This is a genomic window from Pedobacter sp. GW822-FHT03F06 (assembly GCF_058801365.1).
Genome location: NZ_JBXANE010000004.1, coordinates 114043 through 139547, shown reverse-complemented (window position 1 = coordinate 139547; position 25505 = coordinate 114043). Strand labels below are relative to the sequence as shown.

Sequence of the window (25505 nt, the reverse complement as noted above, 5' to 3'; positions counted from 1 at the left end):
CTCATAATCAAGCACAAAATATGCCGTATAAAGAAAGAGACATTAATAAAATGTATTATACCATGGGCGAAGTGACTGAAATGTTTAATGTTAACGCATCACAGATCCGTTTTTACGAGAAAGAATTCGATATCCTGCAGCCCAAGAAAAATAAGAAAGGTAACCGTCTTTTCACACCGGAAGACATTGAAAACCTAAAGATCATCTTCAATCTTGTTGATGAAAAAGGATTTACATTAAAAGGTGCCAAAGACTATTTAAAGAATAATAAAACAGGTGTTAGAGAGAATCAAAAGATTATCGATTCGTTAGAAAAACTGAAAGGCTTTTTGGTAAATCTGGCAGAAGAACTGTAAACACTTTATTTCCTTTATAATTATCGATTTTCTTTGCATTACTTTCATGTAATTACAAAAATACATTTTTGTAGGTTTTTAATTATTTTTCTATATTAGCAAAACCAAAACATCAATCACCCCTATTTTTTATTAACTGGTTTAACCCCTGCTTATGAAAATATGGTATGTATTGTTGCTTGTCTTTTTCCTCTGTTTTTTATTTCCCCCAAGCCATTTGGGCAGTTATTTATCTGCAAAAGTTAATCATTTCTTTCTGCGAGCAGATCCTTTTGGAATTGCATTGACCCCTAACCGAGAAACGGTAACTGCATGGGCTGTTAACCTTTATCGTAAATTTCTAACGGGAGGTAGCTATGCAGTTTAAGCGCTTAATTGTTGCATTTGTAATGATTGGATTCACGGCAAATGCTCAAGTCAATACTGGGGAAACAGATACACGTGATATTTTGGAGAGTATGGCGGAAAACCTCCCGGATGATTACGATATGACCGAACTGATTGATGTATTGGAGAAATATCGTAAACATCCAATTAATCTGAACCGTACTTCAGTTGAAGAATTAAAAACTTTGGTTTTACTGTCTCCCTTGCAGATCGCTAATTTCTTTACACACCTAAAGGAAAATGGTCAGCTTACAGATGTGCTGGAATTACAAAGTATTGATGGTTTTGATATTAAAACCGTGCATAATCTCCTCCCATTTATAAGATTGACCAATATCGCTGAATACCAGCAGCTCAATTTTAAAAACATTATAGGTACTGGTGAAAATGATTTGATGATGCGCTTTGCACAGACCTTACAAAAACAAAGAGGTTATACCGATTTACCTGGGAACCGGTATTTAGGTTCTCCGGAGAGAGTTCAGCTGCGTTATCGATATCAATATAGCTCAATTTTGTCTGCAGCTATAACTTTAGATAAAGATGCTGGTGAAAAATTTATAGGCAAGCCTTTCGATTTTTATTCGGGTAATATCGCACTATTTAAATTGGGTAAGCTCAAAAAATTGGTAGTTGGCGATTATACCTTACAATTTGGACAGGGCTTAACATTATGGTCGGGTTTTTCTTTTGGCAAAGGTCCTGATGTAACCAGCGTAGCTAAAAAAGATTTAGGTTTAAGGCCTTATAACTCTACTAACGAATACTCTTTTTTTAGAGGAAGCGCTGCAACGATTAACTTATTTAAAAATGTCGACATTACCCCTTTTGTTTCGTTCCGCAATCTTGATGCCAGCCAAAAGTTAAATTCGGAAGGAAACTTAGTTCAGGCCACCATTAATCAAACCGGTTTACATAGAACCCCTACTGAGATTAAGAATAAAGGTGTTTTAGCGCAAAGCGTATTTGGTACTACTGTTCAATATGCCAAAAACGAATTTGCTGTTGGCGCAATTGCTTATCATACTCATTATAAGAACCGTTTTATTACACAAACAGCAGCTTACGATCGATATAGTTTCACAGGTACAGCCTTAACCAATTTGGGGTTGTTTTACAATTATACCTATAAAAATATGTACCTCTATGGCGAGGCAGGTAAAGGTTTAGGTGGTGGTTTTGCCTACATTAACGGTGTGCTGATTAGTTTGTCGCCAACAGTTTCTGCTGCGCTAACTTATCGCGATTATGCTAAAGATTATCATAGTTTCTTTAATCAGGCGGTATCCGAATCGAGCGAAGCGGTAAATGAAAAAGGATTGTATGCGGGCTTAAATATTAACCCAAATAAACACTGGGCCTTTTCTTTCTATGGTGATTATTTTCGGTTCCCGTGGTTAAAATACCGTGTTGATGAGCCGTCAAAAGGTTACGAGATTTTAACCCAGGCCGTTTACACACCAAGCAAAACCTTTAAAGTTTTAGTCAGATTTAAAACAGAACATAAACAACAAAATACGGATTTGGATGTTCCTGTTAACTTTTTAGACCTTGTAAAAAGAGGGGGATATCGGGCAGAGGCAAGCTGGCAATTGAATAATAATTGGCACTTCCAAAACAGGCTAGAGATTTCTCAATATAAAAAAGGTAGTGCCAATAGAGAATTTGGATACCTCGTTTATCAGGATGTAGATTATTCACCAATGTTCGCTAAGCTAACCGGAAATGTAAGATTTGCCTATTTCAACACCCCAAGTTATAACAGCAGAATTTATGCCTATGAAGATGATGTGCTGTACAGTTTTGCTTTTGGAATGTATAATGGAAGAGGTTTCAGGACTTATTTTAACCTGAAATACCGTATAGCTAAGAAGCTAAATGTTTGGGCTCGATATGGGTTGTTTGTTTATAAGGACGTAGAAACAGTAGGTACTTACCTGGATGAAATTAAGGGCAATAAAAAATCGGAAGTTAAAATTCAGGTACGCTATCAATTTTAAACAATGTTTAAGTCAGAATATGTTTTTGTCAGGATCCTGTTCCCTTTTCTTTTAGGTATCTGCGTTTTTTATTTTTCTCCAAAAAGCGTATATATTCAAATGTTGACCTCGGTCGTTCTTGTTCTTTTATTGAGCATTTTATTGTTGAATATTATTTATAAAAAATTAAATGTGTACCGTTACAAGGGAGCTGTTGGTATTTTAATTTTTATACTTTTCCTCAGCCTTGGCGGTTTACTTTCCTTGCTCCATAACGAAAGTTTAAACCAAAATTACTTTGCAAAAACGCAGTGTAGCTATTTAAAAGTTTGGGTGAACAATGAACCTCAGAAAAGTAGCAATATCATACGTTTTAAAGCAAAGGTAGTATCGGGATATCAGGAAGGCAAACAGATCAGATTATCGGGGCAGATGCTTCTTTCCATAAAATTAGATAGTATAAGGCCTATTAAATTAAAGTATGGCGACGAAATTATGATCCCAGCTATTTATGCCGAAATAGAGCCTCCATATAATCCTGCAGAATTTGATTTTAAAGCTTGGCTTGGCAGTCAGAATATTTATCATCAGGCTTTTGTAGATCAGGAGCATATCGTTAGCAACAAAAAAAACATTGGTAATCCCATTATAAAGATGTCTTTAAACATAAGAGAAAAGCAGGTAGCCAAATACCGAAGCCTGATTAAAAGTAACGAAGCTTTTGCGGTAGCCTCTACCCTTATTTTAGGCTACCGTGCTGATTTAAGCAAAGAAACTTTATCGGCCTATTCCAAAACCGGAACCATTCATGCTTTATCTGTATCTGGAGCACATGTAGCCATTATTTATGTCGTTTTGGATTTTTTGTTCTTCTTTTTGAACAAAAATCGGGCACTAAGGATTGTGAAGCTTTTGTTAGTCTGTACTTTGATTTGGGGATATGCTTTGTTAACAGGATTATCACCTTCTGTGGCTAGGTCGGCTGTAATGATCAGCATTCTAATTACAGCTAATATTTTATCGAAGCAAACCAATAGTTATAATGTTTTGGCCTTTTCAGCATTTTGTCAGCTGGTTTACAATCCATTTTTAATTTTAGATGTTGGGTTTCAGCTTTCTTATCTGGCCGTATTCGGACTAATTTATCTTCAGCCTAAAATTTACAACCTTCTTTATACTGAATACATTTGGCTCGATAAATTATGGAGTTTCACAGCTATGTCTTTAGCCGCGCAAGTGGTCACGTTTCCGTTAAGTATTTATTATTTCCACCAATTTCCACTCTACTTCCTTTTTGCGAATCTTTTTATCGCCATCCCATTGGGGTTAATGATGTATTTAGGAATTGCAGTATTAATTCCGGCATTCAGGTTTTTAGCGGCAGTTTTCGAATGGATAATAAATTTTACAAATGCCGTATTAAAATGGATAGCCAATTTACCATATGCCAGTTTATCATCAATATGGATTGATTTGCCTGAATTTGTATTGTTGAGCCTATCGCTCGGATTGTTTATTTATGCCCTGACGAAATTTAACAAACGACTTTTGTTTTCTTCTTTAATGTTATTTGTTTGCCATCAACTTTTGGTTGTACACCATGATCTAAACGTTTTCCATCAAAAGAAAATTATTTTCTTTTCATTGAGAAAAAACTATGCGGCTGCTTTTATTAATGGAAAAGAAGCTGTTTTGGTTTCAGATTTAAGCGCTGAAGATAAAAATTATAATTTTTCTGTTGTGCCGGCATTAACGCAATTGCAGGTAGACAAAATACATTTTATTCATTTTAACAAAGATACTGTTTTAGGGCAGTTGGTATTAAAGAACAGCCAAATTGCCTTTTTTGATTATAAGATGCTGTTGATTGATGAAAACCTGAACGATAAAAATATAAACGGAAATGCTACCTTTTCAAGTATCTGGTTAAGTGGGAATACTAAATTTAATTTAGCCAAAATGGGGCTTGATATAAAATATAAAACCGCAATAATCGATGCTACTAATAAAGATTATAAAATTGAGATCTTAAAGAAGTATATGGAGAATAATGATATAGATGTACATGTTTTAAAGAAAAATAAAGCATATTTGGTGCAACTAACCCAATAACATGGAAAATCTGGTTTTATATCAGGTTGCTGAAAGAATAGCAACGATAACTATCAATAGACCTGAAAAAAGAAATGCGCTAAACCCCCAGCTTATCGCTGAATTAACTTCCGCATTTATAAATGCATCTGAAGATGACCTGGTAAAAGTGATCATATTGAAAGCAAATGGCGATACTTTTAGTGCTGGTGCTGATTTAGCCTATCTTCAACAATTACAGCACAATACATTTGAAGAAAATGTAGCCGATTCCAATCATTTAAAAAAACTCTTTACAACCATTTATTATTTACCAAAAGTCGTTATTGCACAGGTAGAAGGTCATGCCATTGCTGGTGGCTGTGGTTTGGCCACGATATGTGATATTGTTTTTGCTACCCCAGAAAGTAATTTTGGGTATACTGAAGTGAAAATTGGTTTTGTACCTGCTATTGTTTCTTGTTTTTTAAAACAAAAAGTGAGCGAATCTATCATCAAGGAAATTTTACTAACTGGAAAAATCTTTTCTGCTGAGCAGGCATTGAAATATAATTTGATAAATTTTGTAACAAATTCATCCGATATTCATCAAATGGTAAGAGAATTTGCACTAAATTTGTGTAACGGGAGCTCTGGTAATTCGTTAATGATTACTAAACAACTGATTACGCAAACAACCAATCCCCTATTGGAAAAATGCCTGGAAACTGCGGTACAGATAAATGCCCGTGTAAGAGAGAGTGAAGATTTTAAAAAAGGAATCTCTTCATTTTTAAACAAAGAAAAAATTAATTGGTAAAAAACTAAACTGAAATAAAAACATGTTCAAATCAATCAAAACCAGCGTTGTAGCTTTAATCTTAGTAAGTACTGCTATAATTGCCCATGCACAAAAGAAAATTGCTGAAGGTACTTTGGTATTTGCAGTAACTGCTAATGGTACAACAACCGATGTTAAAACTAAATTTAATGGTAACTTAACCAAAATAGAAATTGAAAATGGCCCTGCTATGGTTAACATCATTTCAAACACGGCAGATAAAACCGGATTATTATTAATTGACGTTCCGGTAGCTCAAAAACAGTTTGCGGTAAAGGTGAGCAAAGCAGAAACAGAAGCGCAAGAAGCTTTATTGCCAAAATATTCTGATTATAAAGCAACTGGTGAAAAACAGACAATAGCTGGATTTAGTGCTGAAAAATACACCTACAAAGATGACAAAGGTGGAGCGCATGAATTATGGGCAACTAAAGATGTGGATATTGCTGCAATTACAAATGGTGGTTTCTTTAAAGGCCTGGGGGCACTTCCTGTAAAATATTCGGCAGTAATTAATGGCGTAAATTCAGATCTGCTTCTAAAATCTCTTTCTGAAGCTAAAGTAGGTGCCATTAGCACTGAAATCCCTACAGGTTACGACGTAGTAACTATGGATGAATTGAAAGCCATGCAAGGTGGTGGTGAATAATTAACCAATTCCAGATAATTTACAGCTTTTTAACTGCAGGCTTTTTATTTAAATTAGCCCGAAAGTTGAAAAGCTTTTTTTATGTCCAAAAACTATATATGATTAAAAGATTATTATTAAGATTATCAATTGCTTGTATAGCATTATGCACGCTAATTGATGCAAAAGCTCAAAATATCAATTGGGCAAAAGATGGAAATTCCTATTATGAGGTTACCAAAAATGGTGAAATCAGTTCTATTACACTACCTAAAAACGACCGAAAAACCATTATATCAAGCGCATTATTAACGCCAGCCGGAAAAAGCGATGCTATTAGAGTAAGAAGTTTCCAGTTATCAGAAGATGGTTCTAAAGCACTAATTTACACCAATAGTAAAAAAGTTTGGCGTTACGATACCCGTGGTGATTATTGGTTGGCCGATTTAACTTCCAATAAAATCACTCAAATTGGAAAAGATAGGCCAGCTTCATCACTGATGTTTGCTAAGTTATCGCCTGATGGCAGCAAGGTTGCTTATGTAAGCAAACATAACCTATATGTAGAAAACATCGATGGAACTGGTGCAAAAGCCTTAACCACTGATGGCACAGACCGAATGATTAACGGTACTTTCGATTGGGTTTATGAGGAAGAATTTGATTGTCGTGACGGTTTTAGATGGAGTCCGGATGGCAAATCTATTGCTTATTGGCAGCTTGATGCAACCAAGATCAAAAATTTCTTGATGATCAATAATACAGATTCTATTTATCCGTATACCATTCCTGTAGAATATCCAAAGGTGGGCGAAAATCCGTCGGCTTGTAAAGTTGGTGTGGTTGATATTGCAACCGCCAAAACGAACTGGTTAAATGTTCCTGGAGATAATATTCAGCACTATATTCCACGTATGCAGTGGGTACCTAACAGTAACAACATTATTTTACAACAGCTTAACCGCGAGCAGAACGAAAGTATAGTATTTATCTGTAATGCAGCTACAGGATCGGCAAAAGCAGTTTATACCGAAAAAGCTAAAGCCTGGATTGATGCACAGGATGAGTGGAAATGGTTAAATGATAATAAAGAGTTTACCATTGTATCTGAAAAGGATGGCTGGAACCACTTGTATAGAATCAGTTTGGATGGAAAAAAAGAAACATTGGTTACTAAAGGCAATTATGATGTGATTGATGTAAAATTGATCGATGTAAAAAACAACATGGTCTATTTTCTGGCATCACCAATAAATGCCACTCAGAAATATCTTTTTAAAACCAAATTAGATGGAAAAGGTAAATTAGAACAGGTTACACCTTCGGTTTTACCAGGAACACACAATTACGATATTTCTCCAAATGCTGCTTTTGCCCGCCATTCATATAACAGTTCGCTTGTTGAGCCAATTAAAGAGTGGATGAACTTTACTACCGGGAATCCATTTACAATGGACGGGAGCATTACTACACAATTAGCTAAGCAAGCGGCAACTAAAAACAAAGTTGAGTTTTTTAAAGTAACTACTGAAGATGGTATTGAAATGGACGGTTGGATGAAAAAACCTGATAATTTTAATCCGGATAAGAAATACCCTGTAGTATTTTATGTTTATGGTGAGCCTGCTTCAGCTACAGCATTAGATACTTATGGTGCAGGAAGAAACGGTTTATATGCCGGTGATATGGCCAAAGATGGTTATATCTATATTTCAATGGATAATAGAGGTGCCCCTCTTCCAAAAGGGAGTACGTGGCGCAAAAGTATTTATAAAAATATTGGGGTGATCAATATCCGCGATCAGGCAATGGCCGCTAAAAAACTTTTGGCTACTAATGCCTTTATGGATAAAGACCGTGTTGCTGTTTGGGGCTGGAGTGGTGGCGGTTCATCTACTTTAAACCTGATGTTCCAATATCCTGAAATTTATAAAACAGGTATCGCAATTGCAGCGGTTGGTAATCAGTTAACCTACGATAATGTTTATCAGGAACGTTATATGGGCACCCCTTTCCCAAGTAAAGAGGCTTATATTAAGGGCTCTCCGATTACTTATGCTAAAAACTTAAAAGGCAATTTATTGTACATTCATGGTACTGGCGATGATAATGTGCATTACCAGAATGCCGAAATGCTGATTAATGAGTTAATCAAAAATGGAAAGGTTTTTCAATTGATGAGTTATCCAAACCGAACCCACAGTATCTCTGAGGGCGAAGGAACTGGCAAACATTTATCCCTAACTTACACTAAGTTTTTAAAAGAAAACTGCCCTCCGGGAGCAAGATAGAAAAATTTAAAAGCAGCTTTCGGGCTGCTTTTTTTATGCAATAAACATTTGAATAAGCATTGCCGTAACAATGGCTATTCCAAAGCTTAATAGAGTTCCGATCAGTACGTATTCAGTTAATTTAAGGTCGTGTGCTTCTTTTAAATCGCCAAACCGAAATATGGATTTGGCTGCGAGTAAAAAGCCAACAGCTTCGAAATGATTGGTTAAGATAAATAAGAAAATCAGCACTCTTTCCAGTATCCCGATATACTTACCTGCGTTTTGTAGCGACTGTGGGCTGTCTGGTTGGTTGTCAGGAAGCCATTTGGCAATAATTACCCGCATCACAATAGATGTAGGCATCGTTAGAAATAAAGCTCCTGCAATTAAAACCCAGGTTTTGGTTTCATTAAAAAAACTGATGTTTAAACTTCCCTTATAAAAAAAGTGCCACACCACTACTATTGAAGTGAAATGTAAAACCTGGTCAACAAAAAACAGTATCCGTGCATTTTTTTTGTTCTGAAAGATTGATTTTAAAGCGTCAATCACAAAGTGAAGCACTCCTATTGATAGGGCTATCCTCCAAACGCCAAAGTTTAAGAAAATAATAAATATTAAAGCTATGTGGATGGCCACATGCAAATAGAGCTTTATAGATCTTAATTTTTTCCTTTCTTTATCTTTTACCCAGGCATTTGGCTGTAAAAAGAAATCTCCAATTAAATGCACAAGGATAAGCTTGATTAAATAGATATCCATTATTTTAAAATCATTTGGTTCAATTTTTTACGGTAAAGCCTATCCATTTCCATGATTTCGGTATAATGTGCACGCTTTAAAGCTTCGCTTACAGATGATTGTGTTCGACCCGAAATAGCTGCCAGTTCGCTTTGTAACAGGTTGTTGTTCTCTAAGGCAAGTTTTACCATTTCGGCAGCTACAACTCCCCAGCTATCCATTGATATTAGCGAAAGCTTTATTAAGACGTTAATTTCCTCATCAAAATCAGCAGAATCAGTTTTAATGGCTAAATTAACCTTAGCCTGTTTTAAACTGTCAAATGCCGCTCCCGAATTTACAAAAGCATCTCCGCTGGATTCAGAAAGTTTTTTCCGTTTGTTTTTGATATCTCCAATTCCAATGCCCATCCTTACATCTGCAGGTTTATTTACCCTGATGGATGCTTTTAGATAAGCAGCAGCCCTGATGGCATTTTCTGGCTCAACTTCTACCTGGAAACTATCCCCCCGGTAAATCTCCCATTTGTTATTCTGATCGGAAATTATTTTTAAAGCGGTTTTTAAGCTTAATAACCAGCTATCTTTAATCTTCCTTGAGCCTACAATGTCACCTGTTATAATGCAAATCATACTACAATATCGAATTTATTATTCATATTTCAAAAATAATATCGGCTAATTAGCCGATATTTCTATTTATCGGGTATTTAGCCGATATTTTAAATTATCGGGTATTTAGCCGATATTGATCTAAAACTAATCAATAAATTTATTGTTTAATAGCTATGGCATTAATAGAATTTACCAAAAGAGGAATTTACTGTAAGCAGGGCGATTTTTATATAGATCCCTGGTGGCCTGTAGATTATGCGGTTACAACGCACGGACATAGCGATCATGTGCGTTTTGGAAATAAATACTATCTCTGCCATACCTTAACCAAGCCCATCATCAAACGCAGGATCAGCGAAGATTTGAACGTAGAAACATTGGAATATGGAGAAAGCATTACACGTAATGGAGTGAATATTTCATTTTTTCCTGCCGGACATATTATCGGATCTGCGCAGGTGCGTTTAGCTTATAAAGGTGAAATTTGTGTAATTTCTGGTGATTATAAAATTGAAGATGATGGCATTACCACACCCTTCGAGCCTGTTAAGTGCCATTCCTTTGTTTCTGAGAGTACTTTTGGTTTACCTGTTTACAAATGGCAAAAGCAAGAAATTGTTTTTAACGGCATTAAGAGTTGGGTGAGCGATAATATTATACAGCAAAAAACAAGTGTATTAATTGCCTATAGTTTAGGCAAAGCACAACGTTTGATTAAAAATTTGGCTGGTGATATTCCTATTTACGTACATAACAGTATTGCTAATCTGAATGAAGTGATTATTGATGCCGGTGTAAAGCTTCCAGAAACCATTAGAATTACGCCAGAAACTACTAAGGATGAATTACAGAAAGGTATTGTAATTGTGCCGCCCGCTATGAGGGACAGCCGGTGGATCAAAAATTTAGCCCATCCCGTAACAGGTATTTGTTCTGGTTGGATGCAGGTGCGGGCACACCGCCGTTGGCAAAGTGCCGATGCCGGCTTTGCGCTGAGTGATCATGCCGATTGGCCCGGCTTAATGGAAGCCATTACTGCAACCGGAGCAGAAAAAGTATATGTTACGCATGGTTTTACGGCTGCCTTTAGTCGGTTTTTAAACGATGCAGGTATAGAAGCTGCTGAAGTATTAACCAAGTTTGGGCAAGAAGATGATGAAGAAAATAAAGTAGATCTAGTTGATCAAAACGAAAATAAATAAGGATGAAACGTTTTGCCCAATTGATCCAACAGCTCGAACTGAGCAATAAAACCAACGATAAAATTGCGGCATTGGTTAATTATTTTAACCATGCTGATGATAAAGACAAGGTGTGGGTTATCGCACTGTTTACCGGTAAAAAACCTAAAAGACCAATTAAATCAGCCCTGCTTAAATATTGGGCCATAAACATTACCGAAACGCCAGAATGGTTATTTGGCGAAAGTTATGCCAATGTTGGCGATTTAAGCGAAACCATCGCCCTGTTATTGCCACCTGCCGAAAACACCTCAGATTTTCAATTGCACAAATGGATTGAAGATTTGCATGATCTGGAAGGTAAAGATGATGAAACCAAAAAAGAATTTATTCTGAGCGCATGGAATAAACTGGAAACACAGGAACGTTTTATTTTTAACAAATTGATTTCTGGAAATTTCAGGATTGGTGTTTCCAATAAAATGCTGGTGAATGCGCTGGCTAAACAAAGCAGTTTAGATAGCGCCCAGATTATGCATAGCATTATGGGGAAATGGAACCCTTATGAAATTACCTTTCACGAACTGATAAATGGTATTCATGTGAATACTGATAATTCCTGGCCTTACCCCTTTTGCCTCGCTTATGCCTTAGAGCAAGAACCAGAGAAACTGGGTGATATTTCTGAATGGCAGGCCGAATGGAAATGGGACGGCATCCGCGGGCAGATTGTAAAACGGAATGGAGAACTTTTTATCTGGAGCCGTGGCGAAGAACTCGTTACAGAACAGTTCCCCGAACTGCATTTTATGATCGATGTTTTGCCTGATGGTGTGGTTTTGGATGGCGAAATATTAGCTGTGCAAAATAAACAGGTGTTATCATTTAGTACACTGCAACAACGTTTAAATCGCAAAACGATTAGTAAAAAACAATTGGAAGATGCACCCATTGGCTTTTTTGTTTATGATATTTTAGAATATGAAGCCAAGGATTTTAGAGAAGAACCTTTAAGTATAAGACGAAAAACACTCGAAGGGTTGATTGGTGGTTTAACTGAAAGTCCGGTGGTGATATCTCCTGTGATCAGTTGCAGCTCTTGGGAAGAATTGGCAGAGTTAAGGCAAACATCACGATCGATTAATAGCGAAGGGATTATGCTGAAGAAGTTAACCTCTCATTATCATAGTGGACGAAAACGGGGAGATTGGTGGAAATGGAAAATCAATCCCTATACGGTTGATGCGGTAATGATTTATGCGCAAAAAGGAAGTGGCAGAAGGGCTAATTTCTTTACCGATTATACCTTTGCTGTTCGTGATGGCGAAAACTTAGTCACGATTGCAAAAGCCTATTCAGGTTTAACGGATAAAGAAATTAAAGAAGTAAATGCCTTTGTAACCCGTAATGCAATTGAGAAATTTGGCCCGGTACGTACCGTAAAACCCGAACTGGTTTTCGAAATTGCATTTGAGGGAATTGCTGAAAGTAAACGGCATAAAGCAGGTTTAGCGTTGCGCTTTCCGCGTATATTGCGCTGGCGAAAAGATAAAAAAGCCGATGAAATTAATACTTTGGAAGATTTGAGGCAGTTGCTGCAATCAACTTTGTAAGGTATTTTAAACCTCGCAGGTTTTCAAAACCTGCGAGGTTTTGAAGATGCTTGCTACTGTCAGGTTTAGCCTATATAGGTATGCCCCACGATTTTAAACCCGACAGCAGCGGTACCCTTTTTTGTTACTGATAAATTAACATTTAACGGTAATTACAAAAAAGGTAAAGCGAATGGCGGGACTGCCGTAACCGAAGCATTACTGTTATTGCTTTTCAAAAAATAATTAGAAAACCATCAAAAGCAGCGATATTTAAGCATGGACCAAACCAAAACCAAAGGTTATAAAAAGATAAAAGCCTGGCTAAAGACCAATAAACGCAAGCCTTTTCAGTTCCAGGAAGATGCCTGGCAGTATTATTTGGATGGTTACAGCGGTTTGGTAAATGCACCAACAGGTTTCGGAAAAACATTTTCTCTATTTTTAGCGGTAGTGATTGAGGCCCTAAATGCAACTGAAGCCAATAATAAAAAAGCGAAAGACCGTTTACAGTTAATTTGGATTACCCCACTCCGCTCCCTGGCCAAAGATATTGCAAGGGCCATGCGCGAAACCTTATTGGAGCTGGAGTTGGATTGGCACGTTGGTGTGCGTAATGGCGATACCTCTCAGGCAGAGAAATTACAGCAGAAAAAATCGATGCCTGAAATTTTGTTGATTACGCCGGAAAGCCTGCACTTGTTACTGGCGCAAAAAGGCGCTTCAACTTTGTTCAAAAATCTTAAATGTATTGTTGCTGATGAATGGCATGAGCTTTTGGGTAGCAAACGAGGCGTGTTGGTGGAGTTGGCCGTATCGCGGATTAAGGGCTTACAAAAGTTAGAGAAAAACCAGTTTTTAAGAATTTGGGGGATTTCTGCCACTATTGGTAATATTGAAGAGGCATTGGATGTACTCGAACCCAATATGGAGGCCAAACGGATTATTGTTAAAGCCGATTTGGAAAAGAAAATCTTAATCAAATCAATTTTACCCGATGATATCGAAACATTGCCCTGGGCTGGACACTTGGGTTTAAAACTAGCCTATAAACTTTTACCGATTATTGAGAAAAGTAAAACCACATTAATTTTTATCAATACCCGCGGACAATCGGAAATGTGGTATCAGCATTTGTTGAATATCGAACCAGAACTTGCCGGAAGGATTGCCATACACCATGGATCGATAGATTTTGAGCTTCGTAACTGGATTGAAGATGCTTTACATACCGGACAGCTTAAAGCTGTTATTGCTACTTCATCGTTAGATTTGGGTGTAGATTTTAAACCTGTTGATACTGTTGTTCAGGTAGGCTCGCCAAAGGGTGTTGCCCGGTTTTTGCAAAGGGCGGGCCGCTCGGGCCACTCCCCTCACGAAACCTCTAAAATATATTTTTTACCTACCCACGCATTAGAACTGGTAGAAGCAGCAGCGATTAAAGAAGCTGCTAAAACCAATAATATAGAGAGCCGTGAGCCTTTTATTATGGTATTTGATACCTTGGTTCAATATTTGGTTACATTGGCCATAGGTGACGGATTTGATGATAAAATCATTTACGAAGAAATTAAGAATACCCATGCTTTCAAGCTTATCCTTCCCGAAGAATGGGACTGGGTAATGCAATTTATCACTTCTGGAGGAGATAGTTTAAGTGCCTACACTGAATTTAAGAAAGTGGTTAAGGACGAAGATGGGCTTTGGAAAGTAAAGAGCAGACAATTAGCTATGCGACACCGCTTGCATATTGGAACAATCGTCAGTGATGCGATGCTGAAAGTCAAATTTATTTCCGGAGGTTATATTGGTATGGTTGAAGAATATTTTGTTACCCGTTTAAAAGCTGGCGATAATTTCCGTCTGGCCGGTAGGGTTTTAGAATTTATTCAGGTAAAAGATATGACTGTGGTGGTGAGGGTTAGTAAACAGAAAAATGCGATCTCTCCAAGCTGGAATGGTGGCCGCTTACCTCTTTCTTCCAATTTAGGGTCAGTTTTACGGAAGAAATACAATGAAGCATTGGATAAAACACATCAGGATGAAGAATTAGATACCGTGTATCCGCTGTTTCTATTACAGGAAAAACGTTCTCATGTACCCAAAAATGATGAATTACTGATCGAACTCATTAATAACAAAGAAGGTTTTCATCTCTTTGCCTATCCATTTGAAGGGCGTTTGGTACATGAGGTTTTGGCGGCCCTGGTTGCCTATCGTTTAAGTAAATTGTTGCCGATCAGTTTTTCTATTGCCATGAACGATTATGGCTTTGAACTTTTGAGTGAAACGGAAATTCCTATGGACGAATCGATTGCCTACGAGGTTTTTTCGCCCGTAAATTTGACCGAAGATATTACACTGAGCATCAATTCAACTGAAATGGCCAGACGAAAATTTAGAGATATTGCCTGCATTTCCGGACTCGTTTTTCAGGGTTACCCTGGTAAATATGTGGCTAATAAGCATCTCCAGTCATCTGCTGGTTTGTTTTTTAATGTTTTTAGCGATTATGATAAACATAATTTACTTTTGCGACAGGCATACGATGAAGTTTTTTACCAACAACTGGAAGAGCCAAGATTGGCGGCAGCGTTGGATCGAATCCAGCATGGGGCAATTGTAATCACCAATCCTAAAAGTTTTACACCACTGTCTTTCCCAATTAAGGTAGATAGCTTGCGTGAAAATATGAGTTCAGAAGAGTTAGAGCAACGGATTATACGGATGAAAGCGGAATCAGAGAAAATTAAATAAATGCATCTTCTTGGCTCAGTCGGAATTTAAAAAATCCTTCGACAGGCTCAGGAAGACAATAGAGCGAAATAAATGAACATAATAAGCCAGGGTGAAGAATTGATTTTAAATAAAGAAAGGGCTTTATTTTTACCTAAACATCAGCTTTTAGCCATAAGCGATCTGCACTTGGGTAAATCTGCGCACTTCCGTCAGGCCGGTTTGCAAGTACCTTCTACTATTGCCCAAACCGATCTTCAACGCTTGAGTTTATTGATTAACCAATACAATCCGAAAACATTGCTAATTAATGGAGATATGTTTCATCATGGTTTAAATACCGATATTGATGAATTTTCTGTATGGAGAAAACAATACCAGGAACTTAATTTTTTATTGGTAAAGGGAAATCACGATAGGCTTTCAGACGCCAATTATGCTGCGATGAATATCGAAATAAATGAACCTAGTTTTTGCCTGGGGCCATTTTGCTTTATTCATGATGCTCCAAATGGTATGAAAGAAGAATTATATCCCATTAGCGGCCATATCCATCCAGGTGTAACCATTGTAGGCAAAGCCAAACAAAGATTAAAATTTCCATGTTTTTATTTTGGTAAAGACTACGCCGTTTTGCCCGCTTTTAGTTTATTTACCGGACTTTATACGGTTTATCCTAAAGCAAACGAACGCATTTTTGCAGTAACGCCTAAAAGTGTGGTAGAAGTTTAGGCGTGGGCATCAATTACCTGTTTTAACTGTGATGCCTGTAAAACACCACTTTGTCTCCATACCTGTTTTCCGTTTTTAAAAAGAATTAAAGTTGGTACGCCTTGAATATTAAAGGAAGAAGCAGCTGGCTGATTCTTATCAATATCTACTTTAATGATAGAAACAGCATCGCCAACCTGAGATTTTAATTGTTCCAAAATGGGCTTCATCATTTTACAAGGACCACACCACTCGGCAAAAAAATCAACAAGAACAGGTTTGTCACCATTAATTAAATCTGAAAACTTAGCCATGATATTTGTATTTATTTAGAAACAACGATGAGCTGGATTAGTTTTTAACGAAAAATCGTCATTTCGAAAGAAATGCAACGTAGTTGAGAACCACGTAGTGCTCAGCGAAGCTAAATCTATAATAGATCTCTCCTCAGAAGGAGTTCCTTTGGAACATTCAGCTATGCTTCAGTCGAGATGACGAATTTGATTAATTAATTATTCAATTAAGCACTTACCGGCAGTTCTGCGGCTAAGGCAGCAACCCAACCTTCAAACAAAGCTTTTTCGATTTTGATTACTTCAGCTGCATGATTTTCCCAGTCATCAGAAAAACTAACCAGTTGGTTCATCATTTCTTCTAAGTGGCCCTCTTCTTCTAATATAATCGATTTTACATTTACCTTGCTTTTTGCTTCGTCTAAAACCGTTTGATAAATTGGATACAATTCATCGGCACGCACTTCAATCGCATAAGTAACAAATAAATAGGCCGCGAATTTTAAATCGTAACCAGAAAGGTTAAATACCGCTTTTAAATACCGACAAACAGCAATATCTAAAGCATGTAAATAATATTTTGTATGATTTGGAGATAATAACTCGGCATTGGTGTAAGTTTTACAATGTGCCACGTCAATCTTCGAAATCTGCTTTTTTAAATAATAAGCATGGCGGTGTTCTTCTGCAGCGTGTTTAAGAATAATGAGGTTTACATTTTCTTTATGCTCCGAAGCTGAAATCTTCTTTGCACCTGCATTTTCCATATAAGACAATGTATTTAACCATTTGGCATGCAATACATTATCTGAAACTATCGATTTTAAATTTGAAGCTAACATTTTTGATTGTTAAACTGGTAAATTGTTGGTATTAGCCAACGGTAAACTTTTAACTGTAAACTGGTTAAATCTCCCTGTTCAGATCCCAGCCTTCTAAATAATCTGCTACTCTACGTACAAACATTCCCCCTAAAGAACCATCTACAACCCTGTGGTCGTAAGATAAAGACAAGAACATCATATGCCTGATCGCAATTACATCACCATGTTCGGTTTCTAAAACAGCTGGTTTCTTTTTAATGGCGCCTACTGCTAAAATAGCTACCTGGGGCTGGTTGATAATCGGTGTGCCCATTACATTGCCGAAACTACCTACATTGGTTAACGTAAAAGTGCCACCTTGCGTTTCATCAGGCTTTAATTTAGAGTTTCTCGCTCTTGCAGCTAAATCATTAACTGCTTTGGTTAAGCCAACCAAATTTAACTGATCGGCATTTCTAATTACAGGAACGATTAGGTTTCCACTTGGTAAAGCAGCGGCCATACCAATATTGATATCACGCTTTTTGATAATCTGAGTACCGTTAACCGAAACATTGATCATCGGAAAATCTTTTATCGCTTTGGCAACTGCCTCTACAAATATTGGTGTAAAGGTTATTTTTTCGCTTTCACGCTTTTCGAAGCTATTTTTTACTTTATTGCGCCATAAAACCATATTGGTTACGTCGGCTTCAACAAACGAAGTTACATGCGGTGAAGTTGTTTTACTCATTACCATATGATCGGCAATCAGTTTACGCATTCTATCCATCTCAATAATTTCGTCGCCACCACTAACACTGGTTGTTGATGTTTTATTTACAACTGATGCTGAACTTGTTTTATTTTCAGCAGGTTGGTTTGTTGGTGGAACAGGTGCTGTGATAGTAACGGTTTGAGTTAATATCGGTTCTCCACCATTTTTCTTAGCAATATAATCTAATAGATCATCTTTATTTAACCGTCCGTCAGTACCAGAGCCTTTAATGGTATCAAGCTCAGCTAACGAGATATTTTCTTGTGCGGCAATACTTTTAACCAGAGGAGAATAAAAGCGGTCAGACGTGCTGAAATCAGTTGCTACAGTTGTTTTTTCTGACGGCAGTTGTGCAATTCCAGGAATAGTTTCAATTTTTTCTTCAGCTATTGGCTTTTCTGCAACTGGGGCTTCTACCGTTGAGGTTTCTCCACCTTCAGTTTCAATAATGGCAATTACATCGCCCACCTGGGCAACTTCATCTGCAGCAAATAACTGTTTTACCAATTTACCGGCAACCGGAGAAGGAACTTCAGAGTCTACCTTATCAGTAGCGATCTCCAGAATGGTATCATCTAATTCAATAGAATCACCAGGTTGTTTTACCCATTTAATCACCGTTGCTTCCGCAACACTTTCACCCATTTTTGGTAACAATAGTTCGTATTGAGCCATATTAAATTACAGTATTTTATATTGGTAATGCTACAAAAATACAGTTTTTATTCTTTCTAAACTGTTTCTTTAAGGAGATTTAATAACATGGCGAGTGCCGATGCAGCAGATCGTTCGATGTTTTGAATACGTTTGTTGCTGAAATTAAACAACTTAGCTACAGTTTTGTGATTTGAAGAAATTGCAATCCATACCGTACCAACTGGTTTGTCTTCTGTTCCGCCATCAGGACCTGCAATGCCACTAACCGCAATAGCATAATCTGTTTTGAAATGTTTAATTGCACCTTCGGCCATTTCTGTAACAGTTTGTTCGCTCACGGCGCCAAAGGTATTTAAGGTACTTTCTTTTACACCAAGAATAGATTCTTTAAGCTCGTACGCATAGGCTACTGCCCCGCCCCAATAAACCGAAGAAGAACCCGGGTGCTGCGTAATCAGATGCGCTATGTACCCACCGGTACAGCTTTCTGCCGTAGATAGGGTTAAACCCTTGCTTTTCATGAGGTTCAGGATCGCTTTTTCTAAAGGAATATCTTCGTCGGTTACCACAAACTTATTTACTTTTGAAATGATCTGTTTGGCATACACCTCAACCTCTTTGAGTAACACTGTTTCGTTATCGCCTTTGGCCGATAAGCGCAAACGTACCTGTCCTAATTTTGGCAGATAGGCCAATTTGATGTGCGCTGGCAAGCTATCTTCAATTTCCTCAATCTCTTTGGCCAGAAATGATTCGCCTATATTTGCCGTAAGAATAGTTTTATGTACAATAAACGGTAGCTTAAATCTGCTCGTAATTCTGGGTAGAATTTCGTCATCCATCAGGTACATCATTTCGTAGGGTACACCTGGCATCGATACAAAAATGGTGTTGTTCTGTTCAAACCACATACAAGGCGCAGTGCCATTTTTGTTTACAATAACCTCACAACCATCAGGAACATCAGCCTGTTGAATATTGATATCCAATAAAGGACGCTTGTATTTTTCGAAAATCTGACGAACCATTTCTAATGCTCCGGGATCATTGCGAAAGCCCATATTGAAATACTTTGCCAAGGTTTTCTTGGTAATATCATCTTTGGTCGGTCCTAGTCCACCTGTAATTAAAACAATATCTGCACGTTTTTCGGCAAGTTCGAGGGCTTCAATAATATGTTGCTCATCATCAGAAACTGAAGTAATCTGCTTAACGGAAACACCAATTAAATTTAACTGTTTAGCCATCCAGGCAGAATTGGTATCAACGATTTGGCCAATGAGAATCTCATCACCAATGGTAATAATTTCGGCTAGCATAATTTATTGGTATGTGCTGTAAAAACCTTGTCTTTTGCTCAATTTCAAATCCTGTAATATCGATGCCTTAACTTTTATAGTAACAGAATAACTTTTGTATGCACCGTATGGAACCCAGTTTACACTCATATCCCAGCAATGTAAATCGCGGTAAATAGCTAAATTCATTGGGGTTAAGCCATTGTTCTTAAAATCGTAACCGGAGTTAAAAGTAACTTTCCACTTTGGTGTTAAGTTAACATCGCCATTAAAGTTTAGTGTATTCGAAATTGTATTGTTGTTTCCGTCATTCGAATATTGAAAACTGTAAGAGAAAGAGAAATTCCAGGGAATGTTAAAATCAACGAAAGCATTTGGATCACGACTTATTGCCGCCAATTGTTCCGATTGTATATCGGTCAATCCTTTTTTATTGGCGGCTTCGCCTAATTTATCATTAGCCTCATTTTTACGTTTTAATGCCTCTGGATTTAAACTATAATCGAATGAGAACCCAAAGTTGGTTAAACGTGGCAGGAATTTGTTCTTTTGGAAAAATAAACGATCCTCTCTTATTTTAATGGTTTGACCGTTAACTGTTGTGTCTTTTAAAGCATACGGATCTAATGTTCCATTATAATTTATCCCTAATTTATCGGTAAACTGCGAGCGGCCACTAAAACCAATGGTTGATAATTTATAAGAAGGCGCTAGAAAGTTATATGAACCACTAAAACTCAAACCTTGAATAATTGGGATCTTTTTTGAGCCTGTTCCGGTCGTATCGTTTTTATTCCTCACCTTCAGTTCTACGGTATTATCCAGGCCGAAACCAATGGATGCATTAGGGCCGCCAAAAGAGCCTGGCTGTGCCATACCATCAAAAATGGAATATTTTAAAGGTTGTCCACTAGTATAAATTTGATTGCCATTTTGGTCTATTGCAGGTCTAAAAGGCCCCGCTCCTGCTTTCGTAAAATCCGGAGAATAAGAGAAGGAAACATTTGGAGTCATTACATGTCTTAGTGCCTGAATTTTGCCAGCTGGATTAAAATCTCTTCTGCCATAAATTTTAGTCGACATACTGGTTGATAGGCTGTAGCTGCCCGCTCTTTTAAAGCCACTGAGGGTATCTTCTCTAAAAGTATAGGTATTATCGGCAAACTGTGTATATCTTCTATTTACACTCTGAAAATTCCAAACCTCATTATAGGTACCGCCCAAACTAAAGTTTAAATATTTTAAGGCAGTAAAAGACATATTTATCGGAATACTATGCGAAAATCCACTTCTTAATCGCTTTAAACCATCATTTTGGAACAACAAACTATCAAAAGTATCAATTCTGTTGGTTCCCTGTAAGCTATAGCCAACCGTTATTTTTTCATACCATTTTTGCTCGCCAACTGCATCTTTAGGTCGAAACGGGTTAAATGTAGGTACGTTGAATGTCATTTCGGGCAACCTTAACGATATCGCTCTTGTACTTAAAGTCTGATCACTTGATGCAGCCAAAGAGAAATTCATCCCATTCGAATAAGCCTTAGCATAACTGATACTACTACTTGTTGAGTTGGTTGCAATGGTGTTAATGTCGTAAGTGGTACCTGCTGCAGTATTTTTATAATAACCTCTTCTTCCTGTAGATACCAATCGCACACTTGCACTAAATGTTGTACCCGGATTGGCATTGGCATTTTGGCTATGGCTCCAATTGATACTAAAGTTTTTAGTGGGGTTTCTAAATGCCTCGGTACCTTCTAAACCATCTTTAAAACTAGAGTAAGCCAAGTTAATGTTACCGTTGTATTTATATCTTTTGGTGTAATTGCTCAGCAAACTTGTTTCATAAGAGCCATTGGTATAAATAGAGCCTAAAAGTTTAGCATCCCAATAATCATTCAATCCGAGGTAATAACCACCGTTTTGCAAGAAAAACCCCCTGGTTGCATCTTCGCCCGGCGTAGGAAGGATTACACCCGATGTTCGTTTATTAGGTTTTGGAAAAAAAGCAAACGGTAGCCCCAGAAACGTGGGGATATCTTCGATAATCATGTAAACAGGCCCGGTAATAATCTGTTTCTCTGTTACCACCCCTTTAGAAATCATTAATCCAAAATGCGGATGCGGTAGATTACAGGTACTGTACATTACATTTTTAATGTGCAGCTCATCATCTATTTGCTTTTTACTCTGCCCACCAGAGAAGAAACCTCCCTCTTGTTCAGAAAAAACACCATATACTTTGGCCCGTGTTGTTTCTGAATTGTAAAAAATAGAATCGGCAATGGCTGTTCCATCAGCACCCGATTTAAAGATTGGTTTTCCGGTATATCTACCAGTTTTCGGATCTTTAATACCACGTGCAAATATGGAATTTTGCTTTTTATCGTATTTGATATAAGCCGCATCTAGCTCAAAATCACCGTATACAACCCTTGCGTTTCCGTATAAATACACAATGCTTTTATCGGCACTCATTTTTACGGAATCCTCCGCTTTGTATTCTACTTTCTGGTCGATACTGCTATTATTTTTACCTGTCTTTTTAGTCGTATCCTTTTTGGTTGTGTCTTGCCGGATGATTTGTTGCAATGAAAAATGAGAAAATGCGTTAGCTTTACCAACAACAAGTGTTAATAAAATGACAGATATTAGTAAAATAGAGCTCTTAAGAAGTTTCAAATTCGTATTTGAATGTTATTTTTGCACAAATGTTTAATCAAAAACGTTCAAAATTAGTGAAAAATATACCATTGATGTATCTTAAATCCATTTTAACAATTATTATTTACTTAGTGTTATCAAATTCGATTGATAATCAGGTGTTTGCGCAAGAATATAAAATTAAAACAATTGTGATCGATGCCGGTCACGGCGGTAAAGATGGTGCAACCCATGGTGTATACTCGAAGGAAAAAGATGTGGCACTTAAAACGGCATTGAACCTTGGCCGGGCGCTTCAAGATAGTTTGAAAGATATCAAAGTGATTTATACCCGGGAGTCGGATGTATTTATTCCTTTATACGAGCGTATCAATATTGCAAATAATGCAAAGGCCGATTTATTTATTTCTATCCACTTAAATGATATGCCGGTTCGGGTATCGAGAGTGGTAGATTATTACAAAAAAGTAAGAGGCAGAAAAGTACCTGTTTATAGAACGGTTACATCTAAAAGTACCTCAACGAGGGGAACAGAAACATTCGTGTCGGGAACTCGCCGCTTAGGTGAGCAGGATGAGGTGATCAAACGAGAAAATGCATCGATGTTTCTGGAAGAGAATTATCAGAAAAACTATGAGGGATTTATTGCAAATACCCCTGAGAGTGACATTATGTTATCGTTAATGAAACAAACCAATAGAGATAGGAGTTTAAAGTTTGCTTCAATGCTTCAACAAGAATATGTTAATGCAGGCCGGATCAACAGAGGTGTACAAGAAAAAAGCCTTGCGGTATTGGCCCGTGCAGCTATGCCTGCTGTGTTAACTGAAATTGGTTTTGTGAGTAATCCAGATGAAGAAGATTACATGAATTCTCCTGAAGGACAAAATGAAATTGTAAGTGGAATTATTAAAGCAATTAAAAATTATAAACGTATCGCTGAAACCTCATTTTAACATCCCTCCTGCATGAAGATTAAACTTCTGATTACAATACTTTTCTTTTCGTTACTAATTGCTGAAAAAGCACCTGCTCAAGGTTATAAGATCAAAACAATTGTTATTGATCCCGGCCATGGCGGCAGAAAACCTGGAGCCTCTGGTAGTTTTTCGAAAGAAAAAGATGTTTCTTTAAAGGTTGCATTAAAACTAGGCGCCTTATTAAAGGAGCAAATGCCGGATGTTAAAATAATTTTTACGCGTAAAACGGATATAGATGTTGATTTATACAGGCGGGCGGAAATAGCGAATGAAGCTAATGCCGATCTTTTTATATCGGTACACTGCAATTCAATGCCTCCAGGCAACAAGCATATCAAAGGAGTAGAAACATTGGTTGCGGGGTCGCACCGGTTAAAAGAACAGGATGCGGCCATACGTGAGAACGCCGATATTAAATTGGAAAAGAACTACAAAAGTAAGTATGATGGGTATGATCCAAGTAACCCGAGTAGTTTTATCCTTTTATCGCTTTTAAAAAATGCCTTTCGGGACAAAAGTATTAATTTTGCCAAATTAATACAGAACAGTTATATCAAGCGGGATGAGCGATTAAGCCGAGGTGTTAAAGAGCAAGGCGTTTTAGTACTGCAGCGTTGTGGTATGCCCGCCGTTTTAACAGAAGTCGGTTTTATCTCGAATACAGAGGAAGAAAAATATATTAATTCCCAAAATGGACAAAGCGAAATCGCCAATTCTATTTTGGAAGCAATAAAAACATATAAAAAAAATATTGAGGTTAAATAAGTGGCATTATAAATGATGTTTATTTTACCTTTGGAAAAAATATAAAACAAGGTACCAAACAAATAGTGCAGCCTTTGTGTATTTATAGGGTTTAGCACAAGAATTAATTACGCTCTAACAAGTGAAGAAAGAATACCTTCAGCGCTTGTAGCCATTAAATAAAACACTCATGAAGATTAAGAACGAAACCAAAGTAGGTATTTTAGCTGCATTTGCCATTGCTTTATTAATAATTGGATATAATTTTTTAAAAGGAAATTCAATTTTCTCAAATGAAACTACATTATATGCAAAATATACGAGGGTTGATGGTTTAAGTGTTTCAAAACCTATCCTAATTAATGGTTATCAGATTGGCCGGGTGGCCAAATTGGATTTACAGCCAGACGGTAGTATTATTGCCACCTTAAGTGTAAACAGCAAATATGAAATTCCAGAAAATAGTATTGCCCGTTTAGAAGGTACAGATCTTTTAGGTAGCAAGGCTATTGTAATGTCGTTAGGTAATTCGAAAAAGATGGCCGAAGATGGTTACACCTTAAACGCAAATGTAGAAAAAGGCTTAATGGAACAGGTACAGCCGGTTCAAAAGAAAGCAGAATTAATTATCGGCAAAATGGATTCTATTCTAAGTAGTGTAAACTCTATTCTGAACCCTAACTTTCAGAAAAATGTCGATAAAAGCTTTAACAGTATAGCTGGCACATTAGCTTCGTTAGAAACTACATCGAAAAAAGTTGATGGTTTAGTAGGTTCAGAAAGCGCACGTATTGCAGCAATTTTCAAAAACGTTGAAGGTATTACGGCCAACCTGAATAACAATAATCAAAAAATCAGCGATATCTTAACCAACATTAATACGGTTACCGATAAGTTTGCCGCTGCTAACTTTAAACAAACCTTAGATAATGCAAACAATGCTATCGCTGACTTACAAAGTGTAATTTCAGGAATTAAAGATGGAAAAGGCAGTTTAGGATTGCTGTTAAATGATGATAAAATGTATCAGAATTTAAATAGTGCTTCAAAAAATCTTGATGAATTAATGATCGATTTGAAAGCTAATCCTAAACGTTATGTACACTTCTCGGTATTTGGAGGTGGCAACAAAAAAGACAAGTAATTAATTTTTATAAATTCGAAAGCCTTACAGTT

At 37.1% G+C, this 25505-nt stretch carries 20 protein-coding genes; 13 read left to right on the top strand and 7 right to left on the bottom strand.

Features of this window, described 5'->3' with window-relative positions:
- Positions 1-20: 20 nt before the first annotated feature.
- The 6 genes from AC1RJ8_RS08280 to AC1RJ8_RS08255 all read left to right on the top strand — a co-directional run bounded on the left by AC1RJ8_RS08280 (position 21) and on the right by AC1RJ8_RS08255 (position 8552).
- Positions 21-356 carry a MerR family transcriptional regulator gene (locus AC1RJ8_RS08280; RefSeq protein WP_029274329.1) on the top strand — a complete coding sequence of 112 codons (336 nt, stop codon included), beginning with the start codon at positions 21-23 and terminating at the stop codon, positions 354-356.
- A 389-nt stretch (positions 357-745) separates the two neighbouring features.
- Complete coding sequence (locus AC1RJ8_RS08275; RefSeq protein ID WP_492953538.1) at positions 746-2743, top strand: helix-hairpin-helix domain-containing protein; 1998 nt, start codon at positions 746-748, stop codon at positions 2741-2743.
- 3 nt (positions 2744-2746) lie between these two features.
- Positions 2747-4834 (top strand): ComEC/Rec2 family competence protein, encoded by a 2088-nt coding sequence (locus AC1RJ8_RS08270; RefSeq protein WP_492953539.1) that lies wholly within the window; start codon positions 2747-2749, stop codon positions 4832-4834.
- Position 4835: 1 nt separating this feature from the next.
- Positions 4836-5612, top strand: a complete 777-nt coding sequence (locus AC1RJ8_RS08265; protein ID WP_492953540.1) for an enoyl-CoA hydratase/isomerase family protein — start codon at positions 4836-4838, stop codon at positions 5610-5612.
- A 22-nt stretch (positions 5613-5634) separates the two neighbouring features.
- Positions 5635-6282: a DUF4412 domain-containing protein gene (locus tag AC1RJ8_RS08260; protein ID WP_492953541.1), complete on the top strand. Its 648-nt coding sequence runs from the start codon at positions 5635-5637 to the stop codon at positions 6280-6282.
- 98 nt (positions 6283-6380) lie between these two features.
- Positions 6381-8552, top strand: a complete 2172-nt coding sequence (locus AC1RJ8_RS08255) for a S9 family peptidase (protein WP_492953542.1) — start codon at positions 6381-6383, stop codon at positions 8550-8552.
- 33 nt (positions 8553-8585) lie between these two features.
- Here AC1RJ8_RS08255 and AC1RJ8_RS08250 read toward each other — a convergent pair whose 3' ends face one another.
- A complete protein-coding gene (locus tag AC1RJ8_RS08250) occupies positions 8586-9296 on the bottom strand; it encodes a DUF3307 domain-containing protein (RefSeq protein ID WP_492953543.1) in 711 nt (236 codons plus the stop codon).
- Positions 9296-9907 (bottom strand): SatD family protein, encoded by a 612-nt coding sequence (locus AC1RJ8_RS08245; protein WP_492953544.1) that lies wholly within the window; start codon positions 9905-9907, stop codon positions 9296-9298. The genes AC1RJ8_RS08250 and AC1RJ8_RS08245 overlap by 1 nt, the downstream gene beginning before the upstream one ends.
- Before the next feature lie 155 nt (positions 9908-10062).
- Here AC1RJ8_RS08245 and AC1RJ8_RS08240 point away from each other — a divergent pair, with 155 nt between their 5' ends.
- The 4 genes from AC1RJ8_RS08240 (at position 10063) to pdeM (ending at position 16130) form a co-directional block, all read left to right on the top strand.
- A complete protein-coding gene (locus tag AC1RJ8_RS08240; RefSeq protein WP_492953545.1) occupies positions 10063-11091 on the top strand; it encodes a ligase-associated DNA damage response exonuclease in 1029 nt (342 codons plus the stop codon).
- Positions 11092-11093: 2 nt separating this feature from the next.
- The gene (locus AC1RJ8_RS08235) at positions 11094-12683 is read left to right on the top strand and encodes an ATP-dependent DNA ligase (protein WP_492953546.1); all 1590 of its coding nucleotides are present in this window, start codon (positions 11094-11096) and stop codon (positions 12681-12683) included.
- 258 nt (positions 12684-12941) lie between these two features.
- Positions 12942-15419 (top strand): ligase-associated DNA damage response DEXH box helicase, encoded by a 2478-nt coding sequence (locus AC1RJ8_RS08230; RefSeq protein ID WP_492953547.1) that lies wholly within the window; start codon positions 12942-12944, stop codon positions 15417-15419.
- 72 nt (positions 15420-15491) lie between these two features.
- Positions 15492-16130 carry a ligase-associated DNA damage response endonuclease PdeM gene (pdeM, locus tag AC1RJ8_RS08225; RefSeq protein WP_492953548.1) on the top strand — a complete coding sequence of 213 codons (639 nt, stop codon included), beginning with the start codon at positions 15492-15494 and terminating at the stop codon, positions 16128-16130.
- Here the strand turns inward: pdeM and trxA are convergent.
- The 5 genes from trxA to AC1RJ8_RS08200 form a co-directional block, all read right to left on the bottom strand.
- A complete protein-coding gene (trxA, locus tag AC1RJ8_RS08220) occupies positions 16127-16423 on the bottom strand; it encodes a thioredoxin (RefSeq protein WP_057934223.1) in 297 nt (98 codons plus the stop codon). The two genes, pdeM and trxA, sit on opposite strands and share 4 nt — an antisense overlap.
- Positions 16424-16629: 206 nt before the next feature.
- A complete protein-coding gene (locus AC1RJ8_RS08215) occupies positions 16630-17244 on the bottom strand; it encodes a hypothetical protein (protein ID WP_492953549.1) in 615 nt (204 codons plus the stop codon).
- A 64-nt stretch (positions 17245-17308) separates the two neighbouring features.
- Entirely contained in the window at positions 17309-18658 is a 1350-nt protein-coding gene (locus AC1RJ8_RS08210) for a dihydrolipoamide acetyltransferase family protein (protein WP_492953550.1), read from the bottom strand.
- Positions 18659-18714: 56 nt separating this feature from the next.
- The gene (locus AC1RJ8_RS08205; RefSeq protein WP_492953551.1) at positions 18715-19959 is read right to left on the bottom strand and encodes a competence/damage-inducible protein A; all 1245 of its coding nucleotides are present in this window, start codon (positions 19957-19959) and stop codon (positions 18715-18717) included.
- Between the two features lie 3 nt (positions 19960-19962).
- The gene (locus AC1RJ8_RS08200; RefSeq protein ID WP_492953552.1) at positions 19963-22533 is read right to left on the bottom strand and encodes a putative LPS assembly protein LptD; all 2571 of its coding nucleotides are present in this window, start codon (positions 22531-22533) and stop codon (positions 19963-19965) included.
- Between the two features lie 164 nt (positions 22534-22697).
- Here AC1RJ8_RS08200 and AC1RJ8_RS08195 point away from each other — a divergent pair, with 164 nt between their 5' ends.
- From AC1RJ8_RS08195 to AC1RJ8_RS08185, 3 genes are all read left to right on the top strand, one after another.
- A complete protein-coding gene (locus tag AC1RJ8_RS08195) occupies positions 22698-23561 on the top strand; it encodes an N-acetylmuramoyl-L-alanine amidase family protein (RefSeq protein ID WP_492953553.1) in 864 nt (287 codons plus the stop codon).
- 12 nt (positions 23562-23573) lie between these two features.
- Positions 23574-24350 carry an N-acetylmuramoyl-L-alanine amidase family protein gene (locus tag AC1RJ8_RS08190; protein WP_492953554.1) on the top strand — a complete coding sequence of 259 codons (777 nt, stop codon included), beginning with the start codon at positions 23574-23576 and terminating at the stop codon, positions 24348-24350.
- Positions 24351-24519: 169 nt separating this feature from the next.
- Entirely contained in the window at positions 24520-25473 is a 954-nt protein-coding gene (locus tag AC1RJ8_RS08185; protein ID WP_492953555.1) for an MlaD family protein, read from the top strand.
- The last annotated feature ends 32 nt before the right edge of the window (positions 25474-25505 follow it).